This is a genomic window from Kitasatospora sp. NPDC054795 (assembly GCF_053611565.1).
In genome coordinates, this window is sequence record NZ_JBSHAP010000050.1 from 43,696 (window position 1) to 59,954 (window position 16,259).

Annotated in this window: 11 protein-coding genes; 10 read left to right on the forward strand and 1 reads right to left on the reverse strand. The window is 73.3% G+C overall.

Annotation, left to right across the window (positions count from 1 at the left end):
• Nucleotides 1-180 precede the first annotated feature (180 nt).
• From ACWGJO_RS19640 to ACWGJO_RS19665, 6 genes are all read left to right on the forward strand, one after another.
• Entirely contained in the window at nt 181-2,331 is a 2,151-nt protein-coding gene (locus ACWGJO_RS19640) for a UvrD-helicase domain-containing protein (protein WP_452185342.1), read from the forward strand.
• 141 nt (nt 2,332-2,472) lie between these two features.
• Complete coding sequence (locus ACWGJO_RS19645; protein WP_452185344.1) at nt 2,473-2,940, forward strand: GreA/GreB family elongation factor; 468 nt, start codon at nt 2,473-2,475, stop codon at nt 2,938-2,940.
• A gap of 248 nt (nt 2,941-3,188) precedes the next feature.
• Nucleotides 3,189-4,484, forward strand: a complete 1,296-nt coding sequence (locus ACWGJO_RS19650) for an MFS transporter (RefSeq protein WP_452185346.1) — start codon at nt 3,189-3,191, stop codon at nt 4,482-4,484.
• Between the two features lie 26 nt (nt 4,485-4,510).
• The gene (fdhD, locus tag ACWGJO_RS19655) at nt 4,511-5,401 is read left to right on the forward strand and encodes a formate dehydrogenase accessory sulfurtransferase FdhD (RefSeq protein ID WP_452185348.1); all 891 of its coding nucleotides are present in this window, start codon (nt 4,511-4,513) and stop codon (nt 5,399-5,401) included.
• Between the two features lie 3 nt (nt 5,402-5,404).
• Nucleotides 5,405-6,322, forward strand: coding sequence for a LysR family transcriptional regulator (locus ACWGJO_RS19660; protein WP_452185350.1), 918 nt, complete (start codon nt 5,405-5,407; stop codon nt 6,320-6,322).
• Between the two features lie 156 nt (nt 6,323-6,478).
• Nucleotides 6,479-8,809: an FdhF/YdeP family oxidoreductase gene (locus ACWGJO_RS19665; protein WP_452185352.1), complete on the forward strand. Its 2,331-nt coding sequence runs from the start codon at nt 6,479-6,481 to the stop codon at nt 8,807-8,809.
• Nucleotides 8,810-8,852: 43 nt separating this feature from the next.
• Here ACWGJO_RS19665 and ACWGJO_RS19670 read toward each other — a convergent pair whose 3' ends face one another.
• On the reverse strand, nt 8,853-10,163 hold the full coding sequence (locus ACWGJO_RS19670; protein WP_452185354.1) for a YhgE/Pip domain-containing protein: 1,311 nt from the start codon (nt 10,161-10,163) through the stop codon (nt 8,853-8,855).
• 639 nt (nt 10,164-10,802) lie between these two features.
• Between ACWGJO_RS19670 and ACWGJO_RS19675 the strand changes: the two genes are divergently transcribed.
• The 4 genes from ACWGJO_RS19675 to ACWGJO_RS19690 all read left to right on the forward strand — a co-directional run bounded on the left by ACWGJO_RS19675 (nt 10,803) and on the right by ACWGJO_RS19690 (nt 16,178).
• Nucleotides 10,803-12,452, forward strand: a complete 1,650-nt coding sequence (locus tag ACWGJO_RS19675) for an NRAMP family divalent metal transporter (protein WP_452185356.1) — start codon at nt 10,803-10,805, stop codon at nt 12,450-12,452.
• A 25-nt stretch (nt 12,453-12,477) separates the two neighbouring features.
• Nucleotides 12,478-12,861 (forward strand): winged helix-turn-helix domain-containing protein, encoded by a 384-nt coding sequence (locus ACWGJO_RS19680; RefSeq protein ID WP_359897612.1) that lies wholly within the window; start codon nt 12,478-12,480, stop codon nt 12,859-12,861.
• A 147-nt stretch (nt 12,862-13,008) separates the two neighbouring features.
• Nucleotides 13,009-14,790, forward strand: coding sequence for an ABC transporter permease (locus tag ACWGJO_RS19685; RefSeq protein ID WP_452185358.1), 1,782 nt, complete (start codon nt 13,009-13,011; stop codon nt 14,788-14,790).
• A gap of 14 nt (nt 14,791-14,804) precedes the next feature.
• Complete coding sequence (locus ACWGJO_RS19690) at nt 14,805-16,178, forward strand: ABC transporter ATP-binding protein (RefSeq protein ID WP_452185360.1); 1,374 nt, start codon at nt 14,805-14,807, stop codon at nt 16,176-16,178.
• Nucleotides 16,179-16,259 lie beyond the last annotated feature (81 nt).

Consider the following 16,259-nt stretch of genomic DNA (forward strand, 5'->3'; position numbering starts at 1 on the left):
CCGCCATCCCCGCCCGAGCCCCCGACCTGCGCTTTCCCCCCACCCCCACCCCCGAAGGTGATCACCGCCACCCTGGACCGACCGCCGCCGGGCGGCCTGCCGCGAGTGATCACCGGGGCCAGTACAGTGAGGCGCACTGCCCGGCCGCGCGGACGGGCCGGGGCGCGCGAGGGGGCCGGGGTGGCAACGCTGGGTATGCACCGGGACTTTCTGCTGGAGTTCGCGGCACTGGAGAAATCCGTGCAGCGCAGGGTCTTCGACGTGTTCGAGAAGTTCACCGGAGCGACGCACACCGGCGCGCACCTGGAGAAGCTCACCCACCAGCGGGACCCCCGGATCCGGACCATCCGGATCACCGACTTCTGGCGCGGGGTGGTCCTCAAGGCCGACCGGGGCGACGGGTACATGCTGCTGAAGGTGCTCCCCCACGACAAGGCGAACGACTGGGCGTACAAGCACCGGGCTTCGGTGAACGCCGCCACCCAGGGCGTCGAGATCCGCAACGACGTCGCCCTGGAGCGCGCCACCGAGTCGCTGAGGGCCCTGGCCCCCGACGAACCCCGCAGGCTCTTCGCCGACCGCTCCGACAAGGTCCTGCGCAGCCTGGGCATCGAGGAGGAGATCCTGCCGATCATCCGGCTGCTTCCGGACGAGGCCCATCTGGAGGCGCTCCACCGGGTCCTGCCGGAGCAGCAGTTCGACGTTCTGATCGGCCTCGCGAGCGGGATGGAACCGGCCGACATCGACCGTGAGATCGTCCAGGCGTACGCGCGGGCGGCGGCTCCGGTGAACGCCGCGCAGCCCGGGGACGGGCTGGTCTCGGCGATGGCCCACGCGCGCGGCCGGGTCGCCCTGGTGTCCGGCCCCGAGGAACTGCGGGAGATCCTGGAGCGCCCGTTCGACGTGTGGCGGATCTTCCTGCACCCGGCCCAGTACCGGATCGCCTACCGGGAGTCGTACAACGGGCCCGCCCGGGTGACCGGCGGCCCCGGGACCGGGAAGACGGTGGTGGCCCTGCACCGGGCTTATCACCTGGCGCGCCGGCTGCCGCCGGACGCACCTGACGGATCGATTCTGCTGACCACCTTCACCAAGGACCTCGCCGGCGAGCTCGAACGCTGCCTCACGCTGCTCATCACGGACGAGCGGATCAGGGCGAAGGTCCGGGTGGTCACCGTCGACGCGCTGGCGAACGAGGTGCTCCGCCGCTCGCGGGGCGGCGCCCCACTGAAGATCGTCTTCAACCAGCGCGCGGTCCTCGCCCGCTGGGGCCGGATCGTCCGCCGGCTCGGGACCGACTTCACCGACGTCTTCCTGGACCAGGAGTGGCGGCAGATCGTCCTGGCCCAGGCGATCGAGAGCCCGGAACAGTACCTGAAGGCACAGCGGTCCGGCCGCGGCACCGCTCTCGGTCCGCTGCAGAAGGCCCAGGTGTGGCGTGCGGTGGCCGCGTTCGAGGACGAGCTGCGACAGGCCGGGGAGTTGACGTTCCTGCAGGTCTGCGCGCAGGCCGCGCGGGCGCTCGACGAACAGGACGACCGCCCGTTCCGGCACGTGGTGATCGACGAGGCGCAGGACCTGCACCCCGCGCAGTGGAGGTTCCTCCGCGCGATCGTCGCGTCCGGACCGGACGACCTGTTCCTCGCCGGCGACCCGCACCAGCGGATCTACGGGAACAAGGTCTCGTTGCGCTCGCTCGGGATCCAGGTCGTCGGACGGTCCTCCCGACTGCGGGTCAACTACCGGACCACGCACGAGATCATCAGCTGGTCCGCGTCCCTGCTCACCGGCGAGCGGCCCGACGACATGGACGGCGGCGAGGACTCCCTCGTCGGCTACCACTCGACCCTGCACGGCGCGCACCCCGAGGTGCACGGCCACGTCGACAAGGCCGACGAGATCCAGGACCTCGTCGCCCGGATCGCGGAGTGGACCGCGTCCGGCGTCGCCCCGGAGGACATCGGCGTCGCCGCCCGGACCGCCCGGCTCGGCCGCGAGATCGCCCAGGCCCTGGAGCAGGCCGGGACGCCCGCCTACGTGCTCGGCAACGCGCCGTCCCCCGGTGTGCGGGTCGGGACCATGCACCGGATGAAGGGCCTGGAGTTCCGCTGCGTCGCCGTGGTGGGCGTGAGCGACGGCCTGGTGCCCATGCGCAGCGCGATCACCCCGGTGGACACCGACCCGCTGCAGCACCAGGAGGACCTCAGCGGCGAGTTGAGCCTGCTCTTCGTGGCGTGCACGCGCGCACGCGAGGCCCTCAGCGTGTCCTGGCACGGCACACCGAGCGTCTTCCTCGAACCGGTCGTCCCGGCGCAACTGCTCGCACGGTGACCCGCGGCGCCCGGGCGCCGCGTCCTCGACGAATCGCTCCGGGTGGTCGATCGGCCCGGAAGTTGCCCGGGGCCCGGAGGGGTGGGGTAATGGGAGGCGGCCGGTGTTCGAGCGTGTGACGAGCTGCCCCGGGAGCGTGGGATGAGCGGTGGGCCGGAACCGATCAGTGCCGAGGGCCTGCGTGCGGTGCAGGAGGACCTGGCGCAGTTGCGGGAGGAGCGGGGGAAGGTGGCCGCGACGCTGCGCGGGCTGGAGCCGGTGGGGGACCGGGCGGATGCGGCGGACGAGTTGCAGCGGGCGTCGGAGGTGACCCGGCTGGACCGGCGGATCGCCGAGCTGGAGGCGCGGCTGCGGGAGGCCGAGGTGGCCGGGGAGCCGTCCGTGCGGGTGGTGGGGGTGGGATCGACGGTCACCGTGCGGTTCGACGACGGCACGGAGGAGACGGTCGAGATCTCCGAGCTGGCGGAGGAGCGGGACCTCACCCTGGTGACCTTCGACAGTCCGCTCGGGAAGGCGCTGCTCGGGCGGCATGCCGGGGAGACGGTGAACTACGAGACGCCGACCGGCGCGGCCAGCGCGGTGGTGCTGTCGGTGGGCGGCACGGAATAGCCGGCACGCAATAGCCGGGGCGGGAAAATCGGGGCGGAATAATCGGAGCGGAATTCCCGATCGTGCTTTCGGGATGTCCGGCAGGTTTTCTGGACACCCGGCGAAGTGGGATATCCGTCGAATCTCCGATAGGCGCCGCTTATCGGCTCACAGGATTCACTTCTTTGACGCCCCGCGGCGACGGACAGCACACTGGACTGCGGAAATCCAGGAATGGCCGGAAAGCCGGAAACGGGGCAGGACAGCGCATGGGCGGTACCGACGGAATGCCCGCGCCCCGCACCGCCCGCTGGCTCCCGGCGGCCGCCGCCGTCGCCGTCGCCGCCTGGGGCGCCAACCAGTTCACCGCGCTGGCCACCGTGTACCGGGCGCGCACCGACTGGTCGGCGCTCTCGCTGGCCGCGATGTTCTCGGTCTACCTGCTCGGCCTGCTGCCCGGTCTGCTGCTGGGCGGGCCCGCCGCGGACCGGTACGGCCGGCGGCGGACGGTGCGCGGCGCGCTGGGCCTGTCCGCCGCCGCCAGCGTGGTGCTGGCGCTGCCGGACGAGCCCTCGGTGTACGCCGCCCGGCTGGCCACCGGCTTCGCGGCCGGGCTGGTCTTCCTGGCCGGGACGGCCTGGCTGCGCGAGCTCTCCGGGCCCGCCGTCCCGCCCGAGCGGAGCGCCCGCCGGGCGATGTACGCCACCGGTACGGGCTTCGCGGCGGGCGCGCTGGTCTCCGGGGTGATCGCCGAGTGGCTGCCCGGCCCGACGGTGCTGCCCGCCCTCGCCCATGCGCTGGGCTGCCTGCTGGTACTGCGGGCCACCCGCGGACTCCCGGAGACCGCCCGGAGCCACGGCATCGGCGGCAACGGCAACGGCAACGGCGGACGCAACAACGGCAGCGGACCGGCGGCCGTCCACCACCCCCGGTTCCGCGCCGTCCACCACCCCCGGTTCCGCTATGTGGTCCTGCCCGCCAGCCCGGCCGTGCTCGGCGCCGCCACGGTGGCGTACGTGGTGCTGCCGCCGCTGGTCGCCGACCGGGTGCCCGGCTACGCGCCGCTGTTCAGCGGCCTGGTCGCGGCGCTGACCCTGGCCACGGGCGTGGTCGCCCAGCCCTTCGCCGCCCGGCTGGACGACGCGGACAGCGCCCGGGCCACCCTCACCGCGATGGCCACGGTGATCGCCGGGCTGCTGCTCGGCGCCCTCGCCGCCGCCCTCGACTCGGTGGGCCTGGTGGTGGCCGCCGCCCTCGTCCTCGGCACCGGGTACGGGCTGACGCTCGGCGCGGGGCTGCACGAGGTCGAGCGGCTGACCCCGCGCGCCTCCGGGCCGACCTCCGCCTCCCTCTACCAGAGCATCACCTCCAGCGGCTTCCTCACCCCGCTGCTGCTCGCCGGCACCGCCGGCCACGCCTCCTACCCGGCGCTGCTGGCGGGCATGGCGGCCGTCGGTCTGCTCTGCCTGGCGGTCACCGCCGCGCACAGCCGCCGCCACCTGCCCGACCCGCCCGACCCGTACGCCGCCGCCAGGAGGAGGGAGGATTCATCCGTACAGACCTGACGAAGACCATCGAGGAGCCGACGACCATGGGCCGAGTGACCGTCCCCCGCAGAGTGCTGCGACTGCGCCAGGGCGCGCCCTCGTACCGTCCCGACACCCTGGCCGCCGAGGAACCGATGGAGATCCGGGTCGGCGGGCGCGCGCTGACGGTGACCATGCGCACCCCGGGCAGCGACTTCGACCTGGCGGCCGGGTTCCTGGTCGGCGAGGGCGTGGTGCACGCCGCCGGGCAGGTGGCCGGCATCCGCTACTGCGCCGGTGCCACCGCCGACGGGGGCAACACCTACAACGTGGTGGACGTCCTGCTCGCCCCCGGTGTGCCGGCGCCCGACGCCTCGCTGGAGCGCAACTTCTACACCACCTCCTCCTGCGGCCTGTGCGGCAAGGCGAGCCTGGACGCGGTGCGCACCACCGCGCCGTGGAGCGTCGCCGGGGACGGGCTGCGCGTGACCCCCGCGCTGCTGTCCGCTCTGCCCGACCGGCTGCGCGCCGCCCAGAAGGTCTTCGACAGCACCGGCGGCCTGCACGCGGCCGGGCTGTTCGACGCCGACGGGCGGCTGCTCTGCCTGCGCGAGGACGTGGGCCGGCACAACGCCGTGGACAAGGTGGTCGGCCACGCGCTGCGCGAGGGCCTGCTGCCGGCCCGCGGCACGGTGCTGATGGTCAGCGGGCGGGCCTCCTTCGAGCTGGTGCAGAAGGCGGTGATGGCGGGCATCCCGGTGCTCACGGCGGTCTCCGCGCCGTCCTCGCTGGCCGTGGACCTCGCGGAGGAGAGCGGGCTGACCCTGGTCGGCTTCCTGCGCGGCGACTCGATGAACGTCTACACCCGCACCGACCGCGTCGACACCTCCACGCCGGCCACCACCGCGCCGGCCCCCACGGCCGACACCACCGTCACCGCCACCGGAGCCGAGTAGGCGATGCTGTTCCGCCAGCTCGAGTACCTCGTCGCGCTCGCCCGGGAGCGCCACTTCGCCCGCGCCGCCCAGGCCTGCCACGTCTCCCAGCCCGCCCTCTCCGAGGCGCTGCGCAAGCTGGAGGACGAGCTGAAGGTGCTGCTGGTGCGGCGCGGCCGCGCCTACGAGGGCCTGACTCCCGAGGGCGAGCGGATCGTGCTGTGGGCGCAGCGCATCCTGGCCGACCGGGACGCCCTCCGGGACGAGGTGGACGCGCTGCGCACCGGCCTGAGCGGACGGCTGCGGATCGGCTCGGTGCCGACCGCCTCGGGCGCCGTGTCGCTGCTCACCGGGCCGTTCTGCACCACCCACCCGCTGGCCGCCGTGGAGCTGTCCACCGATCTTCGGTCCGATGAACTCCTGCGCCAGGTACGGAACTTCGAGATCGATGCGGGCGTCACCTACCTGCCCGGACCGGGCGAGGACGACCTGCGCGCACTCCCGCTGTACGAGGAGCGGTACGTCCTGCTGACCGGTCTGGCCGACGAGCCGGCCCAGCACCCGCGGGCGACCTGGGAGCAGGCCTCCCGGCTGCCGCTGTGCCTGCTGCACCCGGGCATGCAGGGCCGCCGGGTGCTGGACGAGGTGTTCGCGGGGCTCGGGCTGGCGCCGACGCCCCGGGTCGAGACGGACTCGGTGGCCTCGCTCTTCGCCCACGTCCGCACCGGGCACTGGGCGAGCGTCGTGCCGTACGCGTGGCTGCATGTGTTCGGCGTGCCGCGCGGGATGCGGGCGGTCCCGCTGTCGGAACCGGCGCACAGCGCGCCGATCGGACTGGTGATCGCCGCCCGGGAGCCCGGCTCGGTGATGGCCCGCGCACTGCTGGAGGTCGCCCGGCGCACCGAGGTGGCCACCGTGCTCGGCAGCCTGCCGGCGGCGTGATCGCCCGGGACCGGGCACCGGGGCATGACCGTCCGGGACGGGACCGGGGCGTGACCGTCCGGGCCACGACCGCCCGACGCGCGGGGTCCGGCCTCCGGACGTAGCGTCGACTGCAATGCCGGGTGTCCGACCCCCGTGCGACGGAAGGCGAGGCCCATGACCACCTCCGACGACGCCGTCACCACTCCCCCGCAGGAGCCCCCGGGGCAGGAGGAGGTCGGCCCCTCCCCCGCCGGCCCGCCCCACGCCCAGCCGTACCACCACCCGGCCGCCGGCTGGGGCGCCGCCACGAGCGTCACCCGCTTCCTGGTGCGCGAGGGCGCCTACCTGGACGGGCCGCGGGCGGTGATGCGGATGAACCACGAGAACGGCGGCTTCGACTGCCCCGGCTGCGCCTGGCCCGACGACACCAAGGGCCTGCACCTGGACATCTGCGAGAACGGCATCAAGCACGTCACCTGGGAGATGACCCGCAAGCGGGTCGGCCGGGAGTTCTTCGCCGCCCACACGGTGACCGAGCTGTCCGGGTGGAGCGACTTCGCGCTGGAGGACCAGGGCCGGCTCACCGAGCCGATGGTCTACGACCCGGACAGCGACCGCTACGTCCCGATCGGCTGGAAGGACGCGTTCGCCCTGGTCGGCCGCACCCTGCGCGGGCTGGACGACCCCAACCGGGCCGCGTTCTACACCTCCGGCCGGCTCGGCAACGAGGCGACCTTCCTCTACCAGCTGATGGCCCGCGAGCTGGGCACCAACAACCTGCCCGACTGCTCCAACATGTGCCACGAGGCCAGCGGCCGGGCCCTGCAGGCCTCGCTCGGCACCGGGAAGGGGACGGTCGACCTCAAGGACTGGGAGGTCACCGACGCCCTGTTCATCCTGGGCGTCAACGCGGCCTCCAACGCGCCCCGGATGCTCACCTCGCTGGCCGAGGCGTACAAGCGGGGCGCGCAGATCGTGCACGTCAACCCGCTGGTCGAGGCGGCGGCGACCCGGACGATCATCCCGCACGACTTCACCGACATGGCGCTGAACCGGGCCACCCGCACCAGCACCCTGAACCTCCAGCCGCGGATCGGCGGCGACATGGCGCTGCTGCGCGGCATGGCGAAGGCGATCCTGGAGCAGTCCGCGGCCGACGACCGGGCGCTGGACCGGCTGTTCATCGACCGCCACACCAGCGGGTTCGAGGCGTACCGCGAGGTCTGCCTGGCCACGCCCTGGGAGGAGATCGAGCGGCAGAGCGGGCTGGACCGGGCCGAGATCCTCAAGGCGGCGCGGGTCTACCGGGAGGCCGACCGCTCGATCTTCAGCTGGTGCCTGGGTGTCACCCAGCACGAGCACGGGGTGGACACCGTCCGGGAGATCGTCAACCTCCTGCTGCTGCGCGGCAATCTGGGCCGGGAGGGGGCCGGACCCTCCCCGGTGCGCGGGCACAGCAACGTCCAGGGCAACCGCACCTGCGGCATCGACCACCGGCCCGCCGGCGCGTTCCTGGACCGGCTCGCCGAGGTGTGCGGGATCGAGCCGCCGCGCGAGCACGGACTGGACACCGTCGGCACGATCGAGGCGATGCGGCGCGGCGACATCACGGTGTTCGTCGGCATGGGCGGCAACTTCGCGCTCGCCGCCCCGGACACCCCGTACACCTATCAGGCCCTGGAGTCCTGCGAGTTGACCGTCCAGGTGAGCACCAAGCTGAACCGCAGCCACCTGGTGCACGGGCGGGCGGCGCTGATCCTGCCGTGCCTGGGCCGGACCGAGAAGGACCACCAGCGGGCCGGGGTGCAGTCCACCTCGGTCGAGGACTCGATGAGCATGGTGCACCTGTCGGTCGGCATGAAGCGCCCGGCCTCGCCGCGCCTGCTCTCCGAGCCCGCGATCGTCGCCGGGATGGCCCGCGCGGCACTGCCGGACAGTTCCACCCCCTGGGAGTGGTACATCGAGGACTACGACCGCATCCGCGACACCATGGCCCAGGTCCTCGACGGCTTCGAGGACTTCAACCGCCGGGTGCGGCTGCCGCTGGGCTTCCGGATCAAGCAGCCGGCCCGCGAGCTGGTCTTCGACACCCGCTCCGGCAAGGCCGAGTTCTCCGCCGCCCCGCTGCCCGACGTCGTCCCCGGGCCGGGCATCCTGGCGCTGGGCACGATGCGCTCGCACGACCAGTGGAACACCACCATCTACTCGGACAACGACCGCTACCGGGGCGTGCGGAACCTGCGCACCCTGGTGTTCATGAACCGGGACGACATGCGCGAGCGCGGCCTGGACGAGTTCGACCGGGTGGACGTCACCAGCACCGCCCGGGACGGGTCCACCCGCTCGGTGCACGGCTACCTGGCCGTCCCGTACGACATCCCGCGCGGCTGCGCGGCCGGGTACATGCCGGAGCTGAACGTGCTGTGCGCGATCGGCGACTTCAGCACCCAGAGCGACCAGCCGATCATGAAGCACCTCAAGGTGACCGTCACCAAGGCGTCCTGACCGGCCAGGACACCTGACCGCCCCGGCTGCCCGGCCCCGGTGGTCAGGCGTCCTGGCCGGAGGGCTGGGGCGTCCAGCGGTGCAGGCCCTTCCGGTCGTAGTAGCGGGTCATCCCGAAGCCGAACAGCAGGGCCAGCACCGCGCCGATTCCGATCATGACCCAGCCGCGGGTGAGCCCGGCGTCGGCCCTGGCGTCGAAGAAGAGGATCGCCCGGATGCCGTCGCCGAGCTGGCGCATCGGCTCGAAGAGGCTCAGGAAGCGGTAGAAGCCGGGGACCGCCTGGAGCGGGATGGTGGCGCCGGAGGAGGGCAGCGCCAGCGCGATGAAGACGAACATCGACACCAGCTGCCCGATCCCGCCGAACGCGGCGTTGATCGCCTGCACCCCGAGGCCCACGGCGAGGCTGGCGCAGTAGGCGAAGATCCACAGCTGTGCCAGGTGCGGGGCGTCCATGCCCAGGACGCCGACCGAGCAGAGCACCACGAGCGAGGTGGTGAGCAGCATGATCCCGGCCGTCATGACCATCTTGAGCAGCAGGGTCTGGGTGCGGTTGATCGGGACGGTCGGGCGGCGGGTATGCCAGGGGCCGATCTCGCTGTCGCTGTAGCCGAGCGCGCCGTCGACGCCGCTGTGGACGATGTTGCCGCCGATGAAGCCGGTCAGCACGGCCAGCAGGGTGAAGTAGAAGGCGCTCAGGCCGAGCCCGCTGTGGCCGCCGATCGGGTGGCCGACCCGGGTGGTGACGGCGATCGGGTCGGCGAGCAGCAGCCGGGCGGTGGCTCCGGTGTCCGGACCCGGGGCGCCGGAGGCCGGTACGGCGGCCAGCAGTTGCCCGCCGAGCGCCGACGAGGCCTGGTGGGCGGCGTTCTGGGAGATATTCGCGGCGATCGAGGAGCCGAGGCTGCCCATGCCCGGGTTGGTCAGCACGGTGACGGTCGGCCGCTCGGCGGCGCCGCCGGTGACCAGCGCGGTGACGGCGGCGCTGAAGTCCTTCGGCACGACCAGCGCGCCGTAGACCTTGCCGGCGGCGAGCTGTTCGCTCAGTCCGGCCGCGTCCACCTGCCGCCACTGGACGGTGCCGTCGGGAGTGCCGGCCACCACGGCCGCGGCCAGCCGGGCGCCGAGGGGCTCCGCCTGCCCGGGCGGCGGCGGGCCCTGGTCCTCGTTCACCAGGGCGATCGGCAGCCGGTGCAGGTGCCCGCTCGGGTTGAGGATGCCCCCCATGTAGAGCAGGGAGAGGAGGACGGCCAGCAGGCAGCACAGGACGCCCGGGAAGAGCCACAGTTTCGGGTTCCGCGCGAGCGTCAGCGCCCGCGCCTGCCGGGGAGGCCCCTGGGAGTCTGCGGTCGCCATGCCACCCCTCGGGTTCGGGCACGACCTGGTGCCGGTGCCGGTACGGCGGGAAGTCGTTCCGTGGCGGCCCGGCGGCCAAACCCCCGTCACCCGGCCGGCCGCCGCCCGCCCCGGGGCGCGGACGGGCAGCAGCGGCCGGCGGCGGGCGCGGACGGGTAGCGGCGGCCGGCGACGGCAGGCACCGGCGTACGCCGACAGAAAGGTAAAGATTTTACCAAGTGCGCAAGTATCGCTCCCGGGCGGGACTAAGCTCTGACGAGTTGGGGTGAACCGGCGGTCGCGTCGCGCGGGCCGGTGAGCTCCTTGCCGCGTCGATGACACGCACCACGGGGTGCGCCGGCCGGGAGGAGGCGAGAGACATGGATTGCAGTAGTCCGGGCCACAGTTGCCCCTGCCCCCGCCTGCCCTCGCACACCTCCGGCATGCGGTAACACCTTTCCCCGCAGCACGTCCTGACGGTCCGTCACCATTGTTCGGCGGTCATCAGCGACGACGGCACGCCATGTCCGCACGCGGCTCCGCCGTGCCCGCACGTCACCGTACGGGCCGCGCAGCCGCGCGCCGATGCGCCGTGCCCGCCCGCGGGGAGAGCCGCCGCCTGCCTCCGAACCGCCCCTCCGGGGCCCAGGGAGGAAACCCATGACCACCCACGCCACGCTCAACTCCGCTCCGCCCGAGCCGCGTTCGGCCGTCCTCGACGACGCGCACGTCGGCGACATCAAGGGCGCGCTCGGCACCATCCGGCTCGACGACACCACGCCCGGGCGCGGCCTGTCGGCGAGACTGAAGACCCTGCTCGCGATCGTCGGGCCCGGCCTGATCGTGATGGTCGGCGACAACGACGCCGGCGCCTTCTCCACCTACGGCCAGGCCGGGCAGAACTACGGCACCCAACTGCTGTGGACGCTGCTGATGCTGGTCCCGGTGCTGTACGTCAACCAGGAGATGGTGCTGCGGCTGGGCGCCGTCACCGGTGTGGGCCACGCCCGGCTGATCCTGGAGCGCTTCGGGAAGTTCTGGGGCGCGTTCAGCGTGATCGACCTGTTCCTGCTGAACGCGCTGACGCTGGTCACCGAGTTCATCGGGGTCACGCTCGCGGCCGGGTACCTGGGCCTACCGAAGGCGGCCTCGGTGGTGCTCGCCGCCGGGATCATCATCGCCTCGGCCTTCACCGGCTCGTTCCAGCGCTTCGAGCGGGTCGCCGTGACGCTGTGCCTGGGCTCACTGCTGCTGGTGCCGATCTACTTCATGGTCCACCCGAAGACCTCGCGGATGGCGCACGACTTCGTGGTGCCCGCCATGCCCGGCGGGTCGGGCGGACTGGCGGCCGTGATGCTGGTGATCATCTCCATCGTCGGCACCACCGTGGCGCCCTGGCAGCTGTTCTTCCAGCAGTCGTACGTCATCGACAAGCGGATCACCCCGCGCTTCATGACGTACGAGAAGGCCGACCTCTGGATCGGCATCGTGATCGTGATCGTCGGCGCCGCCGCCATGATGGGCCTCACCGCCGCCGCCTTCGCGGGCACCGACGGCTTCGGGCACTTCTCCGACGCGGCCGCCGTCGCCCGGGGCATCGAGGACAAGGCCGGGCACCTGGCCGGCGTGCTGTTCGCCATCGCGCTGCTGGACGCCTCGATCATCGGTGCCTTCGCAGTGTCCCTGTCCACCGCGTACGCGATCGGCGACGTCTTCGGCATCAAGCACTCGCTGCACCGCGGGGTGAAGGGCGCCAAGGGCTTCTACGGGATCTACGCGGGCCTGGTGGCCGCGGCGGCGGCGATCACGCTGCTCTCCACCGACTACACCCAGGGCCTGATGACCCAGTTCGTCCAGGTGCTGGCCGGGGTGCTGCTGCCCTCCGCGACCGTCTTCCTGCTGCTGCTCTGCAACGACCGCGCGGTGCTGGGCCCCTGGACGAACGGGCCGCGGACCAACGCCTTCACCTCGCTGGTGGTCGGCGTCCTGGTGATGCTCTCCCTGATCCTCACCGCCGCCGTGGTCTGGCCCGACATCGGCTCCGGGGCGATCCTGCGGATCATGGCCGGCTGCGGCGTGGCGGGCGTGCTCGTCGCCGGGTACTCCTTCACCTTCGGGCGCCGCGGCACCAAGGAGGACCCCGTCGACCGCACCGGCCGGGAGAACTGGCGGATGCCGCCGCTGGAGACCCTCGACAAGCCGGTGCTGTCCACCGCCCGCAAGGTCGGCATGGGCGCGCTGCGCGCCTACCTGCTGATCGCGACGGCCATGGTCGTCGTCAAGATCGTCCAGACCGCGCTGAACCACTGAGCCGACCACGAAGGAGCCCCGCGCCATGGTCCCGCACCGCCCCAGGCTCGACGCCGTCTTCTCGCACCACCCCGCCCCGGGCCGGCGCCCGGCCCCGCGACCCGCGCCCGCGCCCGGCCTGGTGGTGGACACCGACCAGCGCACCGTCACCGTCGAGGGCCGGCACGTCACCATGCCGTACCTGGAGTTCGAACTGCTCGCGCACCTGGTCGGCAACCCGCTGCGGGTGCACTCCCGGCGCCAGCTGATGGAGAACGTCTGGGGCCGCCCGGACACCGGCGACTCCCGCACCGTCGCCACCCACATCGCCCGGATCCGGCGCAAGCTCGGCCCCGGGCACCGGGAGGCGATCGCCACCGTCCGGCAGATCGGCTACAAGTACGACCCCCGGCTGGCCCGGACCGCCTGACCCCGGCCCGGGACGGCGCGCCCCGGGACGGGACACGGCGCCCCGCCCGGGGCCGGGAGCACCCGGTGGCCCCGTGGGGGCGGGGCGGGTTTGCGTACGGACGTCCCGAGGGAGCAGACTGCCCGGGTTTGCCCCGGAGGTACCGCCATGACCCTGACGAAGCCCGCCCCGGGCCGGTCCCGGAGCCCGCTGCCGGGCCTGTCCCGGGGCTCACGGCCCACCCGGACCGCGCACCGGCTCGGCGGGCGGGTCTGGACGGACCTGGTCGTCGCGGCCGCCGTCCTGGTCCTGCTCTACCTCGTGCTGCGGCTCGGCCAGGGCGGCGCCGTCCGCTTCTCCACCACCCGGGACGCGGCCGTCGACACCGATCCGGCCCGGCTGCCGTACGACGCGGCGCGCTCGCTGCTGCGGATGTTCGCCGCGCTCGCCCTCTCGGTCGTCTTCACCTTCTGCTACGCCTACGCCGCCGCCCGCAGCCGCCGGCTGGAACGGGTGCTGATCCCGGCGCTGGACATCCTCCAGTCGGTACCGGTGCTCGCCTTCCTGAGCCTCGCGGTCTCCGGTTTCCTCGCCCTCTTCCCCGGCTCGGTGCTCGGCCTCGAATGCGCCGCCGTGTTCGCCATCTTCACCTCCCAGGCGTGGAACATGACCTTCGCCTTCTACCAGGCGCTGGTCTCGCTGCCCCGCGAACTCGACGAGCTGTCCCGCTCCTTCGGGTTCAGCCGGTGGACGCGGTTCTGGAAGGTCGAGCTGCCCTCGGGCATGATCGGCCTGGTCTGGAACGGCATGCTCGGCTTCGGCGGCGGCTGGTTCTTCCTGGTCGCCTCCGAGGCGATCACCGTGGACGGCCGGCGGTACGCGCTGCCCGGGGTCGGCTCGTACGCGGGCGCGGCCATCGCCGCCGGGGACCTCGGCCGGGTCGGCTGGGCCATCGCCACCATGGTGGTCCTGGTGGTCGGCGTGAACTTCCTGTTCTGGCGGCCGCTCACCGCCTGGGCCGAACGCTTCAAGAACGAGCAGTCCGAGGCCACCGAGGTGCAGCGCTCGGTCGTGCTGGACCTGCTGCGCCGCTCCCGGCTGCCCGCCGCGCTCGGCCGCGCGCTGCGCCCCGCCGGACGGGCCCTGAACCGGGCCGGGCGGGTGTTCGGCACCGCCGACCGCCCGCCGGCCGTCCACCCCGGCCGGCGGCGGGCCGGGGACGTGGCCTTCGCCCTCGTCGCGGGCGGCATCGTGCTGTGGGGCCTCGTCGACCTCGGCCGCTACCTGGCCGACCGCACCGGCCTCGGCGTCTTCGGCGAGCCGCTGCTGCTCGGGCTCGCCACCCTCGCCCGGGTGGTGGTGCTGGTCGCGGTGGCCACCGCGGTCTGGGTGCCGATCGGCGTGAAGATCGGCTTCTCGCCCCGGCTGACCAGGATCGCCCAGCCCGTCGTCCAGGTGCTGGCCGGCTTCCCCGCCAACTTCCTCTTCCCCCTGGTGGTCTGGCTGCTGCTGCGCACCGGGGTGTCGATCGACCTCGGCGGCATCCTGCTGATGGCCCTCGGCTCCCAGTGGTACATCCTGTTCAACGCCATCGCCGGTGCCATGGCCGTCCCCGCCGACCTGCGCGAGGCCATGGACGACCTCGGTGTACGCGGGTGGCAGCGCTGGCGGCGGCTGATCCTCCCCGGCGTCTTCCCGGCGTACGTCACCGGCGGCATCACCGCCTCCGGCGGCGCCTGGAACGCCTCCATCGTCGCCGAGGTGGTCACCTTCGGCTCCACCACGCTGACCGCGACCGGCCTCGGCGCGTACATCGCCCGGGCCGCCGAGCGCGGCGACCACCCGCACCTGCTCGCCGGGGTCGCGGTGATGAGCCTGTACGTCGTCGCCCTCAACCGTCTGCTCTGGCGCCGGCTGTACCGGCTGGCCGAGCGCCGCTACTCGCTGTAGTCCGGAGTCCGCCGATGCGCTTCCCGTTCCGCAACCGTGCCGCCGAACCCGCAACCGCCCCCGCACCCGCCCCCCACGAGGACGGGGACGGGGAGGCGCTGCTGGAGACCACCGGTCTGACCAAGTCCTACGCCGGGGCCGCCGGCGAACTGCCGGTGCTCTCCGGCATCGACCTCACCGTCCGGGCCGGCGAGGTCGTCGCCGTGCTCGGACGCTCGGGCTCCGGCAAGTCCACCCTGCTGCGCTGCCTGGCCGGCCTGGTCCCGCCCAGCTCCGGCACCGTCCGCTACCGCGGCACCCCGCTCACCGGCGCCAACCCCGGCACCGCGCTGGTCTTCCAGACCTTCGCGCTGCTGCCCTGGCTGACCGTGCGGCAGAACGTCGAACTCGGCCTGGAGGCCCGCGGTGTCCCATCCCGGGAACGCGCCCGCGCCGCCGACCAGGCCATCGACCTGATCGGCCTGACCGGCTTCGCCTCCGCCTACCCCAAGGAGCTCTCCGGCGGCATGCGCCAGCGGGTCGGCTTCGCCCGGGCACTGGTCGTCGAACCGGACGTGCTGATGATGGACGAGCCGTTCTCCGCCCTCGACGTGCTCACCGCCGAGAACCTGCGCGGCGAGCTGATGGAGCTGTGGGAGTCCGGCCAGTTCCCCACCCGGGCCGTCGTCCTGGTCACCCACAACATCGAGGAGGCGGTACTGATGGCCGACCGCATCGTGGTCCTCGGCGCCCGCCCGTACGGGACCATCCGGGAGACCGTGGAGGTCGCCCTGGAGCGGCCGCGCGACCGCGACTCGGCCGCCTTCGACGAGCTGGTGGACCGGGTGTACCGGATCATGACCGGCCGGCCCAAGGACACCCGCCCGTCCGGCCGCACCGAACCCGACCCCGAACGGCGCACCGTCGCCGCCACCCCGCTGCCCAGCGCCGGCGTGGACGGCCTCTCCGGTCTCGCCGAGACGATCGCCCACCGGGGCGGGAGCTGCGACCTGGCCGACCTCGCCGACGAACTCGGCCTGGACATCGACGACCTGCTCCCCCAGGTCGACGCCCTCGACCTGCTGGGCTTCGCCGAGGTCCACGGCGACGACCTGCTGCTCACCGCGACGGGCGCCGCCTACACCGGGGCCGACGCCCAGGAGGCCCGCGCCGTCTTCGCCGCCGCCGCCCTGGAGGTCCCGCTGATCAAGCTGATCGCCAACAGCCTCGGCGGCCGGCCCGGCGCCACCGTCCGCACCGGCTTCCTGCGCGACCTGCTCGGCCGCCACTACACCGACGAACAGACCGACCGGCAGCTGGAGACCGCCACCGACTGGGGCCGCTACGCGGGGCTCTTCGCGTACGACGCCGACCGGCAGGAGTACCGGCTGGCCGCGCCGAGCCGCTGACCGGCCCGGCCGCACGCCGACGCCCCCGGGCGAGGCGGCCGGGGAGGGCTCAGCCGGTCGCCGGGCGGCGGCGCACCGCGC

What these genes read in the sequence shown, in the direction of transcription:
- ACWGJO_RS19675 (WP_452185356.1), top strand. Translation starts at nt 10,803, where the DNA reads ATGACCACCCACGCCACGCTCAACTCCGCTCCGCCCGAGCCGCGTTCG.
- ACWGJO_RS19645 (WP_452185344.1), top strand. Translation starts at nt 2,473, where the DNA reads ATGAGCGGTGGGCCGGAACCGATCAGTGCCGAGGGCCTGCGTGCGGTG.
- fdhD (WP_452185348.1), top strand. Translation starts at nt 4,511, where the DNA reads ATGGGCCGAGTGACCGTCCCCCGCAGAGTGCTGCGACTGCGCCAGGGC.
- ACWGJO_RS19685 (WP_452185358.1), top strand. Translation starts at nt 13,009, where the DNA reads ATGACCCTGACGAAGCCCGCCCCGGGCCGGTCCCGGAGCCCGCTGCCG.
- ACWGJO_RS19670 (WP_452185354.1), bottom strand. Translation starts at nt 10,163, where the DNA reads ATGGCGACCGCAGACTCCCAGGGGCCTCCCCGGCAGGCGCGGGCGCTG.
- ACWGJO_RS19680 (WP_359897612.1), top strand. Translation starts at nt 12,478, where the DNA reads ATGGTCCCGCACCGCCCCAGGCTCGACGCCGTCTTCTCGCACCACCCC.
- ACWGJO_RS19660 (WP_452185350.1), top strand. Translation starts at nt 5,405, where the DNA reads ATGCTGTTCCGCCAGCTCGAGTACCTCGTCGCGCTCGCCCGGGAGCGC.
- ACWGJO_RS19650 (WP_452185346.1), top strand. Translation starts at nt 3,189, where the DNA reads ATGGGCGGTACCGACGGAATGCCCGCGCCCCGCACCGCCCGCTGGCTC.
- ACWGJO_RS19665 (WP_452185352.1), top strand. Translation starts at nt 6,479, where the DNA reads ATGACCACCTCCGACGACGCCGTCACCACTCCCCCGCAGGAGCCCCCG.
- ACWGJO_RS19690 (WP_452185360.1), top strand. Translation starts at nt 14,805, where the DNA reads ATGCGCTTCCCGTTCCGCAACCGTGCCGCCGAACCCGCAACCGCCCCC.